Origin of the sequence: Paraburkholderia sp. 22099, assembly GCF_052045835.1 — a bacterium.
Classification (GTDB): Bacteria; Pseudomonadota; Gammaproteobacteria; order Burkholderiales; family Burkholderiaceae; genus Paraburkholderia; species Paraburkholderia terricola.
The window spans coordinates 1-15921 of record NZ_JBQEPU010000028.1 but is presented as its reverse complement, the minus strand read 5'-3'; the positions used below and the strand labels follow the sequence as shown (position 1 = coordinate 15921).

Genomic DNA, 15921 nt, shown 5'->3' with positions numbered 1-15921 from the left:
GTGAGCGGTGAACGTTGAAGCAGGCGAAAGCGAGGCAAAGGCGGTGAAAAGCGTGCAAACCACCCAACGGGCGCGGCTGAAAACCGGCCCTTTCGATCCGCCAATCTCTGCGCATTGGACGCTCGATTCGCGGGCTTTGCCCGCGTTCGGCGCGTCACAAGGCAAAATACGGGTTTCGCGCGCGCGAAGCGCGCCGCGATTCTGGATGAAGCAACCGAAAACCCACACCTCGGCGGCCGCCGTGCCGCCGACCTTCGCCAACGCGCATGACGACTGCCCGTCCGTATTTCAGGCCCGTGGCGTGCGGCGCAGCCAGGACAGCTCGTCCTCGAACAGAGCCACTCAGGAGCATTGATGACCGATTCGAACCCATCCTTCCTCGGCAGGATTTCGCTTGCCGTCAGCACGTTCTTCCGCATTCTCGGCGACGGCGAATTCGCCGCTGGGGTGCTGCGTCTGCGTAACGGAGAGGCGGCCGCGAGCACGCCGCCCGCCCCCGCTGCGTCCATGCCCACGCCCGCTCCCGCTCCCGCGCCGCAACCCGCGCCCACGCTGAAAGAGGCCAGCCCCGACGCCGCGCTGCAACTGCTCGGCCTGCTGCAACGCGACGCGCGCTTCATCGATTTCGTCGAGGAAGACATCAAGCATTACAGCGACGCCGACATCGGCGTGGCCGCGCGCCTCGTGCACGAAGGCTGCCGCGCGACGCTGCGCGAGCACTTCACGATCCGTCCGATCCGCGACGAAGCCGAAGGCAGCCGCGTCACGCTGGCCGAAGGTTTCGACGCGAGCGCGATCCGCCTGACCGGCAATGTGGTGGGCCGCGCGCCGTTTAGCGGCAGCATCAGCCACCGCGGCTGGCGGGTCGACGAAGTGCGTCTGCCGAAGCTCACGGACAGCCACAACGCGAAGGTGATCGCCCCGGCCGAGGTGGAGCTATGAGCGACGCGCGCGAATCACTCGAACCACGCGAATCACGCTACGCGATCGGCATCGACCTGGGCACCACGCACTGCGCGCTGTCGTATGTGGACACCGCCGCCAGCGACGGCGAGCAAACCAGCGAGGGCGTGCTGCCGATCGCGCAGCTCACCGGACCCGGCGCGATCGACAATCTCGATCTGCTGCCCTCGTTCCTCTATCTGCCACATCCCGACGAACTGAGTTCGGGCGACCTCCATCTGCCGTGGACCGGCGAGCGCGAGTTCGCGGTCGGCGAGTTCGCCCGCGGCCGCGGCGCGGCCACGCCGATCCGGCTCGTGTCGAGCGCCAAAAGCTGGCTGTGCCATCCGGGCGTCGACCGGCGCGCGGCGATTCTGCCCAACGACGCGCCGCGCGAAGTCGCGCGCGTCTCGCCGCTCGAAAGCTCGGTGCGCTATCTGACGCACTTGCGGGAAGCCTGGGACCACGCGCATCCCGACGCGCCCTTCGCGCAGCAGGACATCACGGTGACGATTCCCGCGTCGTTCGATCCGGCCGCGCGCGAGCTCACCGCCGAAGCCGCCGAGGCCGCCGGCTACGGCCGCATGACGCTGCTGGAAGAACCGCAAGCCGCGCTCTATAGCTGGATCCAGAAGAGCGGCGGCCAGTGGCGCAAGCAGGTCGAGGTGGGCGACATCATCCTCGTGGTGGACGTGGGCGGCGGCACCACCGACCTCTCGCTGATCGCGGTGATCGAGCGCGAGGGCAATCTCGAACTGCATCGCGTGGCGGTCGGCGAGCACATTCTGCTGGGCGGCGACAACATGGACCTCGCGCTCGCGCATGGCGTCGCGCGCAAGCTCGCGGCGCAAGGCACCCAGGCCGACGCGTGGCAACTGCGCGCCCTCACCTATGCATGCCGCTCGGCCAAGGAAACGCTACTCAGCGATCCGGCGACCGACACGGTGCCGCTCGTCGTGCCGAGCCGCGGCTCGAAGCTGATCGGCGGATCGATCCGCACCGAACTCACGCGCATCGAGTTGACGCAAACCATCCTCGAAGGCTTTTTCCCGCAGGTGGACAGCGCGGCGCGGCCAGTGAGCCGCGCGCGCGCCGGTCTGACGCAACTCGGCCTGCCGTATGCGCAGGACGCGGGCATCACGCGGCATCTGGCGGCGTTCCTCGGCCGTCAGGTGGGCGCGCTGGCGGAACTCGAAGGACTGCGCGACGCCGCCGCGAATCCGAACGCAAGCGCAAACCCGGGCGCGCAAGACGCGAGCTTCCTGCATCCCACCGCCGTGCTGTTCAACGGCGGCGTGTTCAAGTCGCCGCTGCTGGTCGAGCGGATCATGGGCACGCTCAACAACTGGCTCGCGGCCGAAGGCGCGGCGCCGGCGCGGCTTCTGGAAGGCGCCGACCTCGACCTCGCCGTCGCGCGCGGCGCGGCCTATTACGGCTATGTGCGACGCGGCCGGGGCGTGCGGATTCGCGGCGGCACGGCGCGCGCGTATTACATCGCGATCGAATCGGCGATGCCCGCCGTGCCGGGGCTCGAACCGCCGGTGCAGGCGCTGTGCGTGGCGCCCTTCGGCATGGAGGAAGGCACCGAGGCCGAGTTGCCCGCGCAGGAATTCGGCCTCGTGGTCGGCGAGCCGGTGCACTTCCGCTTCTTCGGTTCGTCGGTGCGTCGTCAGGATCAGGTGGGCACGCTGCTCGATTTCTGGGGCCCGGAGGAATTGCAGGAACTCGAAGAAATCCAGGCGACGCTGCCGGCCGCGGGCCGCACCGCCGGTGAAGTCGTGCCGGTGAAGCTGCATGCGCGCGTCACCGAGGCGGGCACGCTCGAACTGGAAGCGATGCCGCGCGGCACCGACGAGCGTTGGAAAGTCGAATTCGACGTGCGCGGCAACGCCAATGCATGACTGAGATGAAGCGGTACAAGGTCGGCATCGATCTCGGCACCAGCAACACGGTGCTCGCCTACGCGGAGGCCGGCAACGCGTCGGAGCCGATTCGCGTGTTCGAGATCGAGCAACTGGTGAGTCCGGGGGAAGTGGCCGCGCGGCCGCTTCTACCCTCGGTGCGCTATCACGCGGCGGCGGGCGAACTGGACGCGGGCGATTTGCAATTGCCCTGGACGGCGACAGCGACAGCGACTGCGGAGCGCGCGGCGAGCGGCGGGCACGGGGCGGACGGCGGGGACGGTAAGGCGGCGCAATCGCCGATCGTGATCGGCCGGCTCGCGCGCACGCTCGGCGGCCAGGTGCCGGGGCGGCTGGTGGCGAGCGCCAAGAGTTGGCTGTCGCATGCGTCGGTGGACCGCGTCGCGCCCATCCTGCCGTGGGGCGCCGCCGCCGACGTCCTCAAGGTCTCGCCGGTCGAGGCCAGCGCGAGCTATCTCGCGCACGTGCGCGCGGCCTGGAACCAGCGCTTTGCGCAGGCGCCGCTCGAACATCAGGACGTGGTGCTCACGGTGCCGGCTTCCTTCGACGAAGGCGCGCGGGCGCTCACGGTGGAAGCGGCGCGCATGGCGGGTCTGCCGAGCTTGCGGCTGCTGGAGGAACCGCAAGCCGCGTTCTACGACTGGCTGTTTCATCACCGCGAGCGGCTTACGGCCGAACTCGCCGACACGCGGCTCGTGCTGATTTGCGACGTGGGCGGCGGCACCACCGATCTCACGCTGATCGAAGTGAACCTGCCTGAGAACGCCGAGCCCGAACTCACGCGCATCGGCGTGGGCAATCATCTGATGCTCGGCGGCGACAACATGGATCTGGCGCTCGCGCATCGCGTCGAGATGCGGCTATCTGGCGGCGACGGTGGAAGTCGTGGCGACGGCGGCGGCAGCAACGCGATCGAGAGCAGCGGCAGCAGCGCCAGCGCCAACAGCGAACGCAAGCGCCTGTCGGCAGCCAGCCTCTCCCAATTGGTCGAGCGTTGCCGCGCTGCGAAGGAACAACTGCTCGGCCCGCAAGCGCCCGATTCCGCCTCCATCACGCTGCTCGGCGCGGGCTCGAAACTGATCGGCGGCGCGCGCACCGCGCAGCTTACGCGTGACGAAGTCGAGCAGATCATCGTCGACGGCTTTTTCCCGGCGGTGGCGTCGAGCGAACGGCCAGGCAGGCCGCGCGGCGCGATCGTCGAGTTCGGTCTGCCTTACGCCACCGATGCCGCCGTCACGCGTCATATCGCGGCATTCCTGAGCCGCTTCGCGGCGCAGTCGCGCAAGGCGCTAGGTCGCGCCGCTTCCACCGATTCGGACCAGTCCTTGCCGGTGCCCGACACGCTGTTGCTGAACGGCGGCGTATTCCGCGCCGAGGCGCTGACGCGACGCCTCGCCGACACACTAGGCACGTGGCGTGGCGAGCCGCTCAACGTGCTGCACAACGACAACCCGGACGTCGCCGTGGCGCGCGGCGCGGTCGCCTATGCGCTGGCCCGCGCGGGCGGCGCGCCGAAGATCGGCGGCGGCTCGCCGCGCAGCTACTTCCTCCAGCTAGACGAAACGGGCGACGGCAAGCGCGACGCCGACGCTTCGCCACGCGGCATCTGCCTGCTGCCGCGCGGCACCGAGGAAGGCCACGAGATCCTGATCGAGCAGCGCACCTTCGCGCTGCGTCTCGGGCATCCGGTGCGTTTTCACCTGGTTTCGTCGAGCGCGGACACGGTCTATCAAGCCGGCCAACTGATCGATCTGGCGGACGGCGATTTCGTTCGCCTGCCGCCCATCGCGACGATCGTGCAGCCGCGCGATCAAGCCCGCGATAGCACCAGCACCGGCACCCGCACCAGCACCGCGCGCGAAACCGCGGTGCGCATCGCGACCTCGCTCACCGAAGTCGGCACGCTCGAAGTCCACTGCATCGAACTCGACCATCCCGCGCAGCGCTGGCTGCTCGAATTCCAGTTGCGCCGCGAGGACGCGCAGGTGAATCTGGCCGGCGATGCGAGCGAGGCCCGGCATCCCGCGCTCGATGAAGCGATCGACCATATCGACCGCAGCTTCGGCTCGCGCTCGCAAAACGTCGGCCCGAAGGAAATCAAGCGGCTGCGCGCGCAGCTCGAACAACTGCTCGGCCCGCGCGAGAGCTGGAACAGCGCGCTGCTGCGCGAACTGTTCGGCGCGCTGTGGGAACGCGCGCGGCGTCGGCGGCGCTCGGCGGATCACGAGCGGCTGTGGCTGAATCTCGCCGGCTATTGCGTGCGGCCGGGCTTCGGCTATCCGCTCGACGCATGGCGCGTCGAGCAACTGTGGTCGCTGTTCGACGACGGCATTCAGTACGTCAACGAGAGCCAGGTGTGGTCGGAATGGTGGACGCTGTGGCGCCGCGCCGCGGGCGGTCTCGACGAAAGCGCGCAACTGCGCGTGCTCGACGCGATGGCGTATCTGCAAACGGCCGCGCAATCGCGCCACAAGTTGCCGTTCGACGTGTCCAGAACCGGCTTTCCCGACATGCTCCGGCTGAGCGCGTCGCTCGAACGCATTCCCGTCGAACGCAAGATCGAACTCGGCGAATCGGTACTGACGCGGCTGAAGAAGCCCGCTGAAAATCATCAAGGCTGGTGGGCGGTGGGCCGTATCGGCGCACGGCGGCCGTTCTACGGCAGCGCGCATGGCGTGGTGACGCCGGAGGTCGCCACGCGCTGGCTGGACGCGATACTCGCGCTCGACTGGAAGAAGGTCGATCCCGCCGCGTTCGCCGCTGTGCAGATCGCCCGCATGACCGGCGATCGTTCGCGCGACTTGCCCGACGCCGCGCGCGATGCGGTGGTGCGCCGGCTCGAAGCGGCCAACGCACCGCGCGCGTGGATCACGATGGTGAGCGAGACCGTGGAACTCGATAACGCCGACGAAGGCCGCGTATTCGGCGAGTCGCTGCCGGCGGGCCTGAAGCTGATCGCCGGTTGAGCGTTATCCACCACGCCGGGCCGCTCAGCCAAACGCCCCGCTCACCTGGCGGCGCGTCGGCATCGCTCGACGCCTAGCTCGTCACCGCGTCCTCCTGAGCCCGCTTTCTCGTCAGCATCGCGTTGATGTCCTGCGCGCGGATCGGGCGCGCGAGCAGATAGCCCTGCACCAGATCGCAGCCGGCCCGTTGCAGCCAGTCGAGTTGCGCGCGGTTCTCGACGCCCTCGGCCACGACGCACAGATTGAAGCCGTGCGCGAGCGAGATGATCGCGCCGGCGATGGTCGTGCCGGCATCCGGCAAAAGCTGGATGAAGCTGCGGTCGATCTTCAACTGGTTGATCGGAAACGACTGCAGATACGACAGCGACGAATAGCCGGTGCCGAAGTCGTCGATGGCGAGCCGCACGCCCAGGTGCCGCACCGCGTGCATGAATTCCATCGCGGAATCCATGTCCTCCATCAGCAGGCTCTCGGTCAGTTCGAGTTCGAGCTGCGTCGCCGCCAGACCGGTATCGTGCAGCGCGTGCCTGACCGCGTCGATGAAATCGCCGTCGCGCAACTGCCGCGCCGACACGTTGACCGCGACGTTCAACGCGACGCCCGTCGTGCGCAGCCACGAAGCCGCATCGGAACACGCGCGCAGCAGCACCCAGCGGCCCAGTTCGCCGATCAAGCCGCACTCCTCCGCCACCGGAATGAACTCGGACGGCGCGATGAAGCCGTTCTCAGGATGCGGCCAGCGCAGCAGCGCCTCCACCCCCACCATGCGCTCCGAATCGCAACGGAACTGCGGCTGGTAATACACGTCGAGCTCGCCGCGCTCCATCGCCTTGCGCAGATCGCGTTCGAGCCGCACGCGCCGCTGCGTGCGCAAGGTCATCTCCGGCCTGAACTCGGCCAGCCGGTTCTTGCCCGATACCTTCGCCTGGTAGAGCGCGATATCCGCGTTGCTGACGAGTTCGGTCAACGCGGTGGCGTCGTCGGGAAACATGCTGATGCCAACGCTCGCGGTGGCCAGCATGTCGATGCCGTCGACGTGAAACGGCCGCCGCAGCGCTTCGGTGATCCGCTCGGCGATCGCCAGCGCTTCGGCGTTATCGCGCACCGGCGCGGCGATCACCGCGAATTCGTCGCCACCGATCCGGCCCACGACGTCGTGTTTGCGGACCACGGAAACCAGCGTGGCGCCGACCTGCCGCAGCAGCCGGTCGCCGGCGCCATGCCCCGCCGTGTCGTTGACGCCCTTGAAATTGTCGAGGTCGATCAGCAGCAGCGCCAGTCTGCGGTCGGCGCGCGCGTGCACTTCCATCGCGCGTTCGAGCGTTTCGTAGGTCGCGCGCCGGTTGGCGAGGTCGGTCACGGGATCGGTGTGCGCGAGGTAGTCGAGCTCGCGTTCCGCCTTGTCCATGCGCGCACGCGCGCGCCGCATGACGAGCGCCGCCACCAGCATCGCGCCGAGCGACGCGACCCCAAGCAAGCCGGCGAAGCGCAGAATGCCGGTTCGCACGTCGGCCGTGCTGGCGACGAACTCCACGACGCCGAGCTGATGACCGCGATAGCGAATCTCCTGATGCACCGTGATGGTCGACGACAGCCACTGAAACGCCGCGGCGGACGGCTCTGGAGGCGGCGCGGCGTTGCGCGTCAGATACTGCGCATAGAGAAAGCCGGAGCGGTCGTACACGGTGACCGAGAGCAGCGACGGGTCCGGGCGAAACGCGCGCAGGATTTCCATCGACGCGTCGTGGTCCTCGAACATCACGGAAGCCGAAATATTGTCGGCGACGATCGCCGCTTCGATCTCGACATCCTTGACGAGCGCCTGGCGCAGCGAGACGAACTCGTAAGCCAGCATCACGCAGCCGACGATCACGAAGGCCGCGATGGCCGCGATGAGTTGGCCGGTCTCGAACGTTTTGGAGAGCCGCGAAGGTTCCGGTCGTATCTGGCTTTTCATTGAACGTTCCTTGCGAGGCGCAGCAGCTTCGAACTGAATTTCAGGCCGCAGTGGGCCGCCTCTTGCGTATCGATGTCGAAGCGCACGTGTTCGTCCTCGGTGACGAGCGTGATGGCCGCACTGCTTCTGCCGGACAGGCCGCCGTCGCTCACGAGCAGCGCGCTCGCCTGGCCGCAGGATGGCGGCGCGGGCGCGCCTTCCGGCAGCACCGTGATGTCGCATTTGCCCAGCCTGGGCGGCGCGGCGCTGTCCACCGTCGTCCACGGCCGGCCGTCGATGATCTTGCCGTCGAGCTTCTGCAGGCTGTTCCACAAGGGCTTGCCGCGCGTCGCGCAGACATTGAACGAGGCCGCGGGCGCGGCGCTCGCGGGCCACGTCGTGAAGAGCGCGAAGTTGTAGATGTAGGCGGCCTTCAGCGCGACGTCCTGCACCTGGCCCACGCACCACAGCGGCATGAGCAGCCACCACGGCAACACCGCCATCGCGAGACATACGTTTCGGGTCGGTCCCATGTCAGAACCCGTACACCATCTTCGCGTACACGGTGCGGCTCTGCTGCTCGATCGTCTGCTGGACGAACGCCGGCCCGGCCGGATCCGCGTAGCGTTTGTTGAACGCGTTGTAGACGCTCAGCGAGACCTCGGCATGACTGATGAGCCGCGACGAACCGAGCGTGAGATTGGCGATGCAATAGCCGCCCGTCGTGGACGCTCCGGTCGAACGCGACGAGGTGCATTGCACCTCGGTGCCGAGACGCGCGGCGTGATGGAACAACGGCACCAGCAGGTTCATCTTCGCCAGATGACGCGGCGAATTGGCCAGCACCGCCGACTGACCGTCGCGCGCGAGTTGCCACGAATAGCTCGCGCGCACACGGACGCCGCCGAAGAAATCGCGCTCGACGGCCAGCTCCGCGCCTTTCACGTCCGCGCGATCGATGTTCTGAAACACCAGCAGGCCGTTGTCGGGATCCACCGTCTGCGAGATCAGGTCGCGCACCGCGTACTGGAACAGCGACAGCGTCACGCGGCCGCTCGATTCGAACAGATGCTCGAGCACGATTTCGCGCGTGGAGATATGTTCCGGCTTGAGGTTCGGATTCGCCTCCTGGCCGCCCTCACCGGGCACGTTGTAATACAGTTCGTAAGCGTTGGGCGCGCGATACGCGGTGCCGTAAATGAGCTTGGCGGTGTCCTGCGCGGTGATCTTGTAGATCAGCGCGAGCCGCGGGTTGAGGTTGCCCGCCGTCACGCTGTCCCAGTCGTAGCGCAAGCCCGCGCTCAGCGTGAAGTTCGCCGGCAGCCGGATTTCGTCCTCGATATACGCGCCGGTCTGATTGCTGGAGCGTTTGTCGTTCAGTTGCGACGAGTACGGGTCGACGATGTAGTTGTACTGGTCGCGATGCGCGTCGCGGCGAAAATCCGCGCCCACCACGATCTTCTGCCGCGGCAGGCTCGTGATCGTGGCGTGCGTGTCGGCGCCGTACCAGAGCGCATGATCGCCATCGACACTCGCCACGGCGGTGCCGGTGTCGTACGGATACGTGCCGAGCCCGCGATAGTCGGCGCGGCCCCAATAGGCCTGAGCGGAGACCGCGAGTCCCGTGGTCAGTTGACGCGAGAACGTGCCGTTGATGAAGCCCTGCGAATCGTTGGTCGAGTTGGGCGCGTTGAACACCGCGCCGAACGATCCGGTCGGTACGCCCTTGGTGCGATTCACATAGGCGGCGGAAAAAGAGAAATCGCCATACGCGGCCTTGGCGAACAAGCGCTGCGCGCGATCGTAGTCGAGGTTGCGCGCGATGCCGTGGTTCTGCTCCGGCGTATCGAAGTCGGGGAAATACAGGTCCTGTCCGTTGCGCACATACGAGCTCGCCGACAACACCAGGTCCGCGCCGTTCTGGCCGTGCCAGCCGTAGGTGGCACGCGCCTTCTTTTCGCCGAAGCTGCCGACGGCCACGGCGGTCTGCGCGCCGTCGATCGCGCTGCCCTTCTTCGTGATGACGTTGACCACGCCGAACAGCGCGTTCGATCCATAGACGGCAGAGCCGGGACCGGGCACGTATTCGATCCGCTCGACGAGGTCCATGTCGACCAGCGCCTCGGTGCCGATCACCGCCTGGCCGTAGACCGAATCGTTGGTGCGCACGCCGTCGATCAGCAGCAGGAAGCGGCTGTCGTAATCGCCCGGACGCAGGAAGCCGCGCGCGCCCACATAGGCGTAGTTGCGGTCGTAGCTGACGTAGAGTCCGGGCAGCGACGCGAGCGCGTCGGAGAGCGTGCGCCAGCCGAAATCGCGGATGTCCGCCGCGCTCAGCACCACCACGGCGGAAGGCGCGTCGCTCACCGACTGCGTGAATTTCGACGCGGACGTCACCACCTGAACGCTCATCAGCTTCTCGAGCGGCAGCGTGGCGAGCGTGTCGGCATCGGCGTCCGGCGCAATGTCGGCGGCTTCGCTCGCGGGTAGGTCACCTGCGGGTACGTGGCGGGCGTTACGTGCGTTACGCGCGTCGAGCGGATCGACGGCCGCGGCTGCGTCGGTTTGCACCGACAACGAGACGAAAATAACGGCGGCGGCAAAATGTACCGCCAGGTGTCTGGAATTGGCGCGAGTCATAGTGTGAATGCGGTGAGCGCCTTTGCGCCTTTCCTTCACACTAACGACAATTTCAGCAGCAACTTAAGCGGGGGCGGACGGGGTTCAGGACAAACCCTATGCAACGCACATACGGTTGCAGTGCTTCATACGCGGCGGTAAAACATGCCGCATGTGAAGCATGCGCCGCGCGCTGCGATACCACACAGCGACGCGGCAAATGCCTCTACTTGAACGCCTTAACGCGCGCCGCCGCTGGCAATCAGGGTTTCGCCCGTCATCCAGCGCGAGTCGTCCGACGCGAGGAACACGGCAACGTCGGCGACCTCGTCAGGCTGGCCGATGCGGCCGAGCGGCGTCGTGCTGATCGCCCACTGCTCCAGATCGGAGCCGACGATGCCCGCGCTATGCGTGCCTTCGGTCGCGATCATGCCCGGGTTCACCGAGTTCACGCGAATCTTGCGCGGACCGAGTTCGCGTGCCAGCACGCCGGTGATGCCGTCCACCGCGCCCTTGGTGCCCGTATAAACCGCGCTGCCCGGCGGCGTGAGGCGCGTCACCACCGAACTGACGTTGACGATGCTGCCGCCTTCTCCCAGATGCTTGACGGCCGCCTGCGTGGTCAGCAGCAGACCCAGCACGTTGACGTTGAAGTGCTTATGGAAATGTTCTTCGGTGATCTCCTCGATCTGCGCGAACTCGTACACGCCCGAGTTGTTGACGAGGATGTCGAGGCGGCCATACGTTTCGACCGCGGCGTCGATGATGCCTTGCGCGTCCGCCGCCTTGGAGACGTCGCCGCCGACCGCCACCGCCTTGCCGCCCGCCGCCGTGATCGCGGCGACCACGCTGTCCGCGCCCGCCTTGCTGGACGCATAGTTCACCACCACCGAGGCGCCTTGCGCGGCCAGCGCCTTCGCAATCGCCGCGCCAATGCCTTTCGATGCGCCCGTTACAACCGCGACTTTGCCTGTGAGCTTGCTCATGATCGTTTCCTTTCGATTGGGTTGCGCCGACGTAGTGCGGCGATGATTCGCGAGTTGGCGCCCATGAAGCCGATGCAGCTTCCGATGCAGCGACGCCGCCACTGCATGCAATGTAGGGATTCAGGCGGCGGGGATAAAGCGGCTGAAGGCGAACAGATACGTCGGGAGGCGCGAACAATCGAAGCGCGGCGCGCGCCAGCCACGCGGCGCTGATGGAATACATGCCGCGCGCATGCCATGCACGCCGCGCGAGAAGCCGATCTCAGCGCCTGCGCCACAGCATGATCTGCACGGACAAGCTGGCCAGTACGGCTATTGCACCGAGCGTATCCAGAATGGTGGCCCACACGATTCTTGCCCTCCTCGCTTTGCCTGTCGCCAATGCCTGATCAAACGAATGCGCGCGCCATCAATTGAATGCCGAGGCCGAGCAGGCAAACAAAGAACCAGCGGCGGAAGGTGTCGGCGCTGATGCGCCCTCGCACACGCTGTCCAATCCACATACCAATCAGCGCCGGCGCCACCGCGAGCAGCGAATGGCCGAGGTCGTCGACGGCAAATGCACGCTCTTTGGCGAGCCCGATCGCGAGCGCGATGGTGGAGACCGTGAACGACAGGCCGAGCGCTTGCACGAGGTCCTCTTTCTTCAACGCGAGTCCCTGAAGATAAGGTACCGCAGGCACGACGAACACGCCGGTGCCGCCGGTGATCACGCCCGTGACCGCGCCGATTGCCGGCGACAGCCAGCGCTCATGCCGCCTGGGCACGTCGAGACGCCACGCCGTCAGGCCCGCGCCGGCGTACAGCGTCAACGCGGCGCCCAAACCGACGACCGCCCATTCGCCGCCCCCGCCCGCGATAAACGACGCGGCGGCAATCGTGCCGCCGACGATGCCCGCCATCATCGGCCACAAGCGCCCGACCAGCGCCCGCACGCTCGGTCCCGCGAACAATTGCCAGAGGTTCGTGACGAACGAGGGCAACAGCAGCATCGCGGCCGCGTGAGCCGGCAGCATCAGCGTGCCGAGCACGCCCATCGCGACGGTGGGCAGACCCATGCCGGTCACGCCCTTGACGAAGCCGGCGACGACGAAGGTTGCCGCGACCAGACCCGCGTGCATCGCAAGGGAAGAACTCATCGGGAGCCTGTTCATGGTTGTGATATTGACGATTTTCGATTGCCGCAAGCCCGGCCACAATGCGTAAGATACTTACCGTGGCTTAGGCTATGGCTTAGGCTGGAACCCGAACCGAGACAACGCAAACGCCCCTCCATGCGCTTCGATCTGATCGACCTGCGGCTCTTTCTGTATATCCTCGAAACCGGCAGCATCACGCACGGCGCCGCGCGCGCGAACATGTCGTTGCCGTCGGCGAGCGCGCGGCTGCGCGGCATGGAAGACGCCCTGGGCATGCCCTTGCTCGAACGCGGCCGGCGCGGCGTCGAATCCACGCCCACGGGCGACACGCTCGCCCATCACGCGCGGCTCGTGCTGGGCCAGATCGAACGGATGCAAGGTGAACTGGGCGAGCATCAGGAAGGACGCAAAGCCTGCATCCGCCTGTGGACCAACACCGCCGCGATCACCGAATTCCTGCCCGCGGCGATCGGCCTTTTTCTGCGCGATCATCCGAATGTGCAGATCGATCTGAAGGAACGCCAAAGCAGCGAGACGGTCAAGGCGGTACTCACCGGCGCGGCGGAGATCGGCATCATCTCGGATGCGGTCGAGCATGGCGCGTTGCAAACGCTGCCCTTCGCCGTCGACAAGCTGGTGCTGATCGCGAGCCGCGACGACGCGCTCGCCACGCGTCGCCGCGTCACGCTGGCGGAGGTGGCCGACCGCGAATTCATCGGGCTGAGCGCGGACAGCGCGTTGCAAGCGTATCTGGGCGAGCGCGCGCTACTGGCTGGCGGAACGCTCAACTTCCGCACCCATGTGCGAACTTTCGACGGCATCTGCCGCATGGTCGAGCAAGGCGCGGGCGTCGGCATCGTGCCGACCACGGCGGCGAAGCGTTATCGCGGGCGGCCGGGCATCCGCATGATCGAGTTGACCGATAGTTGGGCGACGCGCCAGTTGCTGATCTGCATGCGCGACATGAACGCGATGCCGCGGCCGGAGAAGGCGTTGGTGCGGCATCTGGCGGACGGTTCTGGTCAGTCGTCGGGCAGTTCGCGGGTTCGTTGAGTTACAAAGCGCTGCCCGACGTGGGCGCGCGTCGCGGGACACAATCACATCTCCGTGGTCCACTCGTTCAACACCATCGACGATGAAGTCGGCGCGGCATTGCTCGCATTCATGCAAGCGGAGCGGTAGCGGTTTAGTTGTGGCCGGCCCATGGATGAAGGTGCGTAGCACGTCATTGCGCGCTGCAGAAGATGACCGTGAGCACAAGGGGAATGACCTGCCGCACGACAGCGTCGCTGCCGGCCTTCCGTACGCGCGCTTCCACGTCCTCGGTCGAGCCCACCACCACCGCGCCATAGGCGGAATCTGTAATGGGCTGGCCGCTTCCCTGTTTGAATATCGTGTCGCCGTGTTCATACCCGAGAACGGCGTAGACGCGAAAACCGAAAGCCGTCAGGTTGCCGTCGTGTGCCGGTTTGAATGCATTGACCGAGTTCGCTTCGACACGCATCGGCTTTGGATCGATATATCGATCGGTCACGAGCGGAGCGATGAACGCGTGCGCGTTCGATTTGCAGTCGAGCTGAGCGTCGAGCGCGTAGGCGCGGCACAGGACTGGGGTAAACCCAGCGCCTATTGCAATAATCAGGGTGAGCGCAGTGAGGACGGACTTGGTCATGATGGTGGCGCCGTGGGTCTGTCTCAGTCCACCTTGTCACGGCCGATGGGAGAGGTCTGTACGGTAGCAGCCAATGTTTTTTATTCAATTCCGGGTGAAGGGCTTGCGGCGCTGGGCGGGTGTCTTTGCTCCCCCGATGCTGGACCGTGCCGTTGTTTTCAATGGGGCGTATAGCGTTCAGATGAGCGCTCGGCCTTAGTTGGATTTGCTCGACATGGCCTCTGTCGAGAAGAGGTCGATTTCGGCTGGTAAGCGGGCGTTCGCGGATGACAGATATCCGGTGCCCTGGTGTAGCCTGCATCTCTCTCGCAGCTAATCGCGCGGATAGCCCTGAGCTTGAGCGGTAGCTCAGGTCGGCAGCGTTACCATCGGCGCTTCAGCCAGGCGCCAGGGAGCCATCATGACGGTGAAGCGTATGGACAACGTCGGCATCGTGGTTGAAGACATCGATGCCGCCATCGAATTTTTTGCCGAACTTGGACTTGAGCTCGAGGGGCGTGCCCCCATCGAAGGAGACTGGGCAGATGGCGTCACTGGATTGCGCGGCATGCGCGTCGAAATTGCCATGATGCGTACGCCGGACGGTCTCAGCCGGCTCGAGATATCCCGATTCCTTGCGCCACCTGTGGTCGCCGATCACCGTCGCACACCGGTGAACGCCCTTGGTTACCTACGCGTCATGTTTACCGTGGAGGACATCGACGATACGCTCGCCCGTCTCGGTAAACGCGGCGCGGAACTCGTCGGCAAAGTGTCCCAGTACGAAAACGCGTATCGGCTCTGCTACATCCGGGGCCCCGAAGGGATCCTGATCGGGCTCGCTCAGGAGCTGGGGCATGGCGCCTAACCCCTCCATCGAGCGGAGGTCGAACGTTAGAGATCGGTTGCTTCCTGAAAGGGAAAGTCGGAGCGCTGGTCGACTGCTATGGGTCTACAGCGTTATGGTCGACTTGGGCGCTCTCGGGCTGCGCGCGGCCATTTTGAGACATTCGACGGCACCGCTTAGACTGTTGACAATCATTGGCTCCCTGACTCGTATCGAACAACATGAGCGCAATTGAACTGTTGACACCTAAGACCGAATTGTTGCCAAGCTACGTTGAGGCCCGTGAGGCGGGACGGTCGGCGGTGCCTTATCACGTGCCCCAAGGAGGCAGCGCATGTCTTAGACTATCGCCCCGATAATCGTTTGACGGGTGGGAAGTCCACAAACCTGCTTCCTTAGCGCGGGACAACATCGTCACTGTCCATCTTAACGGCACCGAGCAAACCTCGAAAAATTGCGCACTGAAATGGTCTCGCGCGGCTGCTACTGGTCTACACGTCCTTCGCGGCGAAGTCGACTTAAAGATTAGAAGAATCCTGAGAGCGTCATATGGCAATCAAGTTGTCGTTTGAAGTCCTGGAAGTATTGGACACCATCGAGCGAGCCGGCACATTCGCCGAGGCGGCCGAACTGTTGCATAGGGTCCCGTCGTCGATCACTTACCTCGTCCAGAAAATTGAAAGCGACATGGATGTTGAACTGTTCGACCGTAGCGGCAGACGGGCGACGCTCACGCAAGCCGGCCGGGCCGTGGTCGATGAAGGCCGTCGACTTCTGAGAGCGGCCCGGCATCTAGAGGTGGCCTCGCTCGTTCGGACAGTTTTCTGAGATTTTTAAGTGGAACGTCCGGGGCGGTCATGCTGCCAATTTGATCGCAGGCAGCGTCGCGAAGTATGCCTCATCCGGCGTGCGG

At 65.8% G+C, this 15921-nt stretch carries 12 protein-coding genes and 1 pseudogene; 7 read left to right on the top strand and 6 right to left on the bottom strand.

All coding sequences use genetic code 11. The annotated features are described in order from the left end of the window. Positions 1 to 43: 43 nt before the first annotated feature. The 4 genes from ACTJLC_RS23730 to ACTJLC_RS23715 are packed head-to-tail and all read left to right on the top strand — an operon-like array spanning position 44 to position 5830. Positions 44 to 355 carry a hypothetical protein gene (locus ACTJLC_RS23730; RefSeq protein ID WP_440845348.1) on the top strand — a complete coding sequence of 104 codons (312 nt, stop codon included), beginning with the start codon at positions 44 to 46 and terminating at the stop codon, positions 353 to 355. Beyond that, positions 355 to 942, top strand: coding sequence for a DUF2760 domain-containing protein (locus ACTJLC_RS23725; protein ID WP_440845346.1), 588 nt, complete (start codon positions 355 to 357; stop codon positions 940 to 942). Before ACTJLC_RS23730 ends, ACTJLC_RS23725 begins: the two co-directional genes overlap by 1 nt. Beyond that, positions 939 to 2843, top strand: coding sequence for an Hsp70 family protein (locus ACTJLC_RS23720; protein WP_440845344.1), 1905 nt, complete (start codon positions 939 to 941; stop codon positions 2841 to 2843). Before ACTJLC_RS23725 ends, ACTJLC_RS23720 begins: the two co-directional genes overlap by 4 nt. Continuing rightward, complete coding sequence (locus ACTJLC_RS23715; protein ID WP_440845342.1) at positions 2840 to 5830, top strand: Hsp70 family protein; 2991 nt, start codon at positions 2840 to 2842, stop codon at positions 5828 to 5830. Before ACTJLC_RS23720 ends, ACTJLC_RS23715 begins: the two co-directional genes overlap by 4 nt. A 73-nt stretch (positions 5831 to 5903) precedes the next feature. Here the strand turns inward: ACTJLC_RS23715 and ACTJLC_RS23710 are convergent, their stop codons facing one another. The 5 genes from ACTJLC_RS23710 to ACTJLC_RS23690 form a co-directional block, all read right to left on the bottom strand. Continuing rightward, on the bottom strand, positions 5904 to 7787 hold the full coding sequence (locus ACTJLC_RS23710) for a putative bifunctional diguanylate cyclase/phosphodiesterase (protein WP_440845340.1): 1884 nt from the start codon (positions 7785 to 7787) through the stop codon (positions 5904 to 5906). Then, positions 7784 to 8299, bottom strand: coding sequence for a YfiR family protein (locus ACTJLC_RS23705; protein ID WP_440845338.1), 516 nt, complete (start codon positions 8297 to 8299; stop codon positions 7784 to 7786). Before ACTJLC_RS23705 ends, ACTJLC_RS23710 begins: the two co-directional genes overlap by 4 nt. Position 8300: 1 nt before the next feature. Beyond that, positions 8301 to 10406, bottom strand: a complete 2106-nt coding sequence (locus ACTJLC_RS23700) for a TonB-dependent receptor plug domain-containing protein (protein WP_440845336.1) — start codon at positions 10404 to 10406, stop codon at positions 8301 to 8303. Between the two features lie 218 nt (positions 10407 to 10624). Next, positions 10625 to 11371: a glucose 1-dehydrogenase gene (locus ACTJLC_RS23695; RefSeq protein ID WP_114163502.1), complete on the bottom strand. Its 747-nt coding sequence runs from the start codon at positions 11369 to 11371 to the stop codon at positions 10625 to 10627. 389 nt (positions 11372 to 11760) lie between these two features. After that, a complete protein-coding gene (locus ACTJLC_RS23690; protein WP_310132463.1) occupies positions 11761 to 12510 on the bottom strand; it encodes a sulfite exporter TauE/SafE family protein in 750 nt (249 codons plus the stop codon). Positions 12511 to 12645: 135 nt separating this feature from the next. Between ACTJLC_RS23690 and ACTJLC_RS23685 the strand changes: the two genes are divergently transcribed. Next, positions 12646 to 13563, top strand: coding sequence for a LysR family transcriptional regulator (locus ACTJLC_RS23685; protein WP_440845333.1), 918 nt, complete (start codon positions 12646 to 12648; stop codon positions 13561 to 13563). A gap of 172 nt (positions 13564 to 13735) precedes the next feature. Here ACTJLC_RS23685 and ACTJLC_RS23680 read toward each other — a convergent pair whose 3' ends face one another. Then, a complete protein-coding gene (locus ACTJLC_RS23680; protein ID WP_073432501.1) occupies positions 13736 to 14182 on the bottom strand; it encodes a hypothetical protein in 447 nt (148 codons plus the stop codon). Between the two features lie 400 nt (positions 14183 to 14582). Between ACTJLC_RS23680 and ACTJLC_RS23675 the strand changes: the two genes are divergently transcribed. Then, complete coding sequence (locus tag ACTJLC_RS23675) at positions 14583 to 15029, top strand: VOC family protein (RefSeq protein WP_073432500.1); 447 nt, start codon at positions 14583 to 14585, stop codon at positions 15027 to 15029. Positions 15030 to 15557: 528 nt separating this feature from the next. Next, positions 15558 to 15809, top strand: a pseudogene (locus tag ACTJLC_RS23670) (LysR family transcriptional regulator); the annotation flags it as partial. Positions 15810 to 15921: the final 112 nt, after the last annotated feature.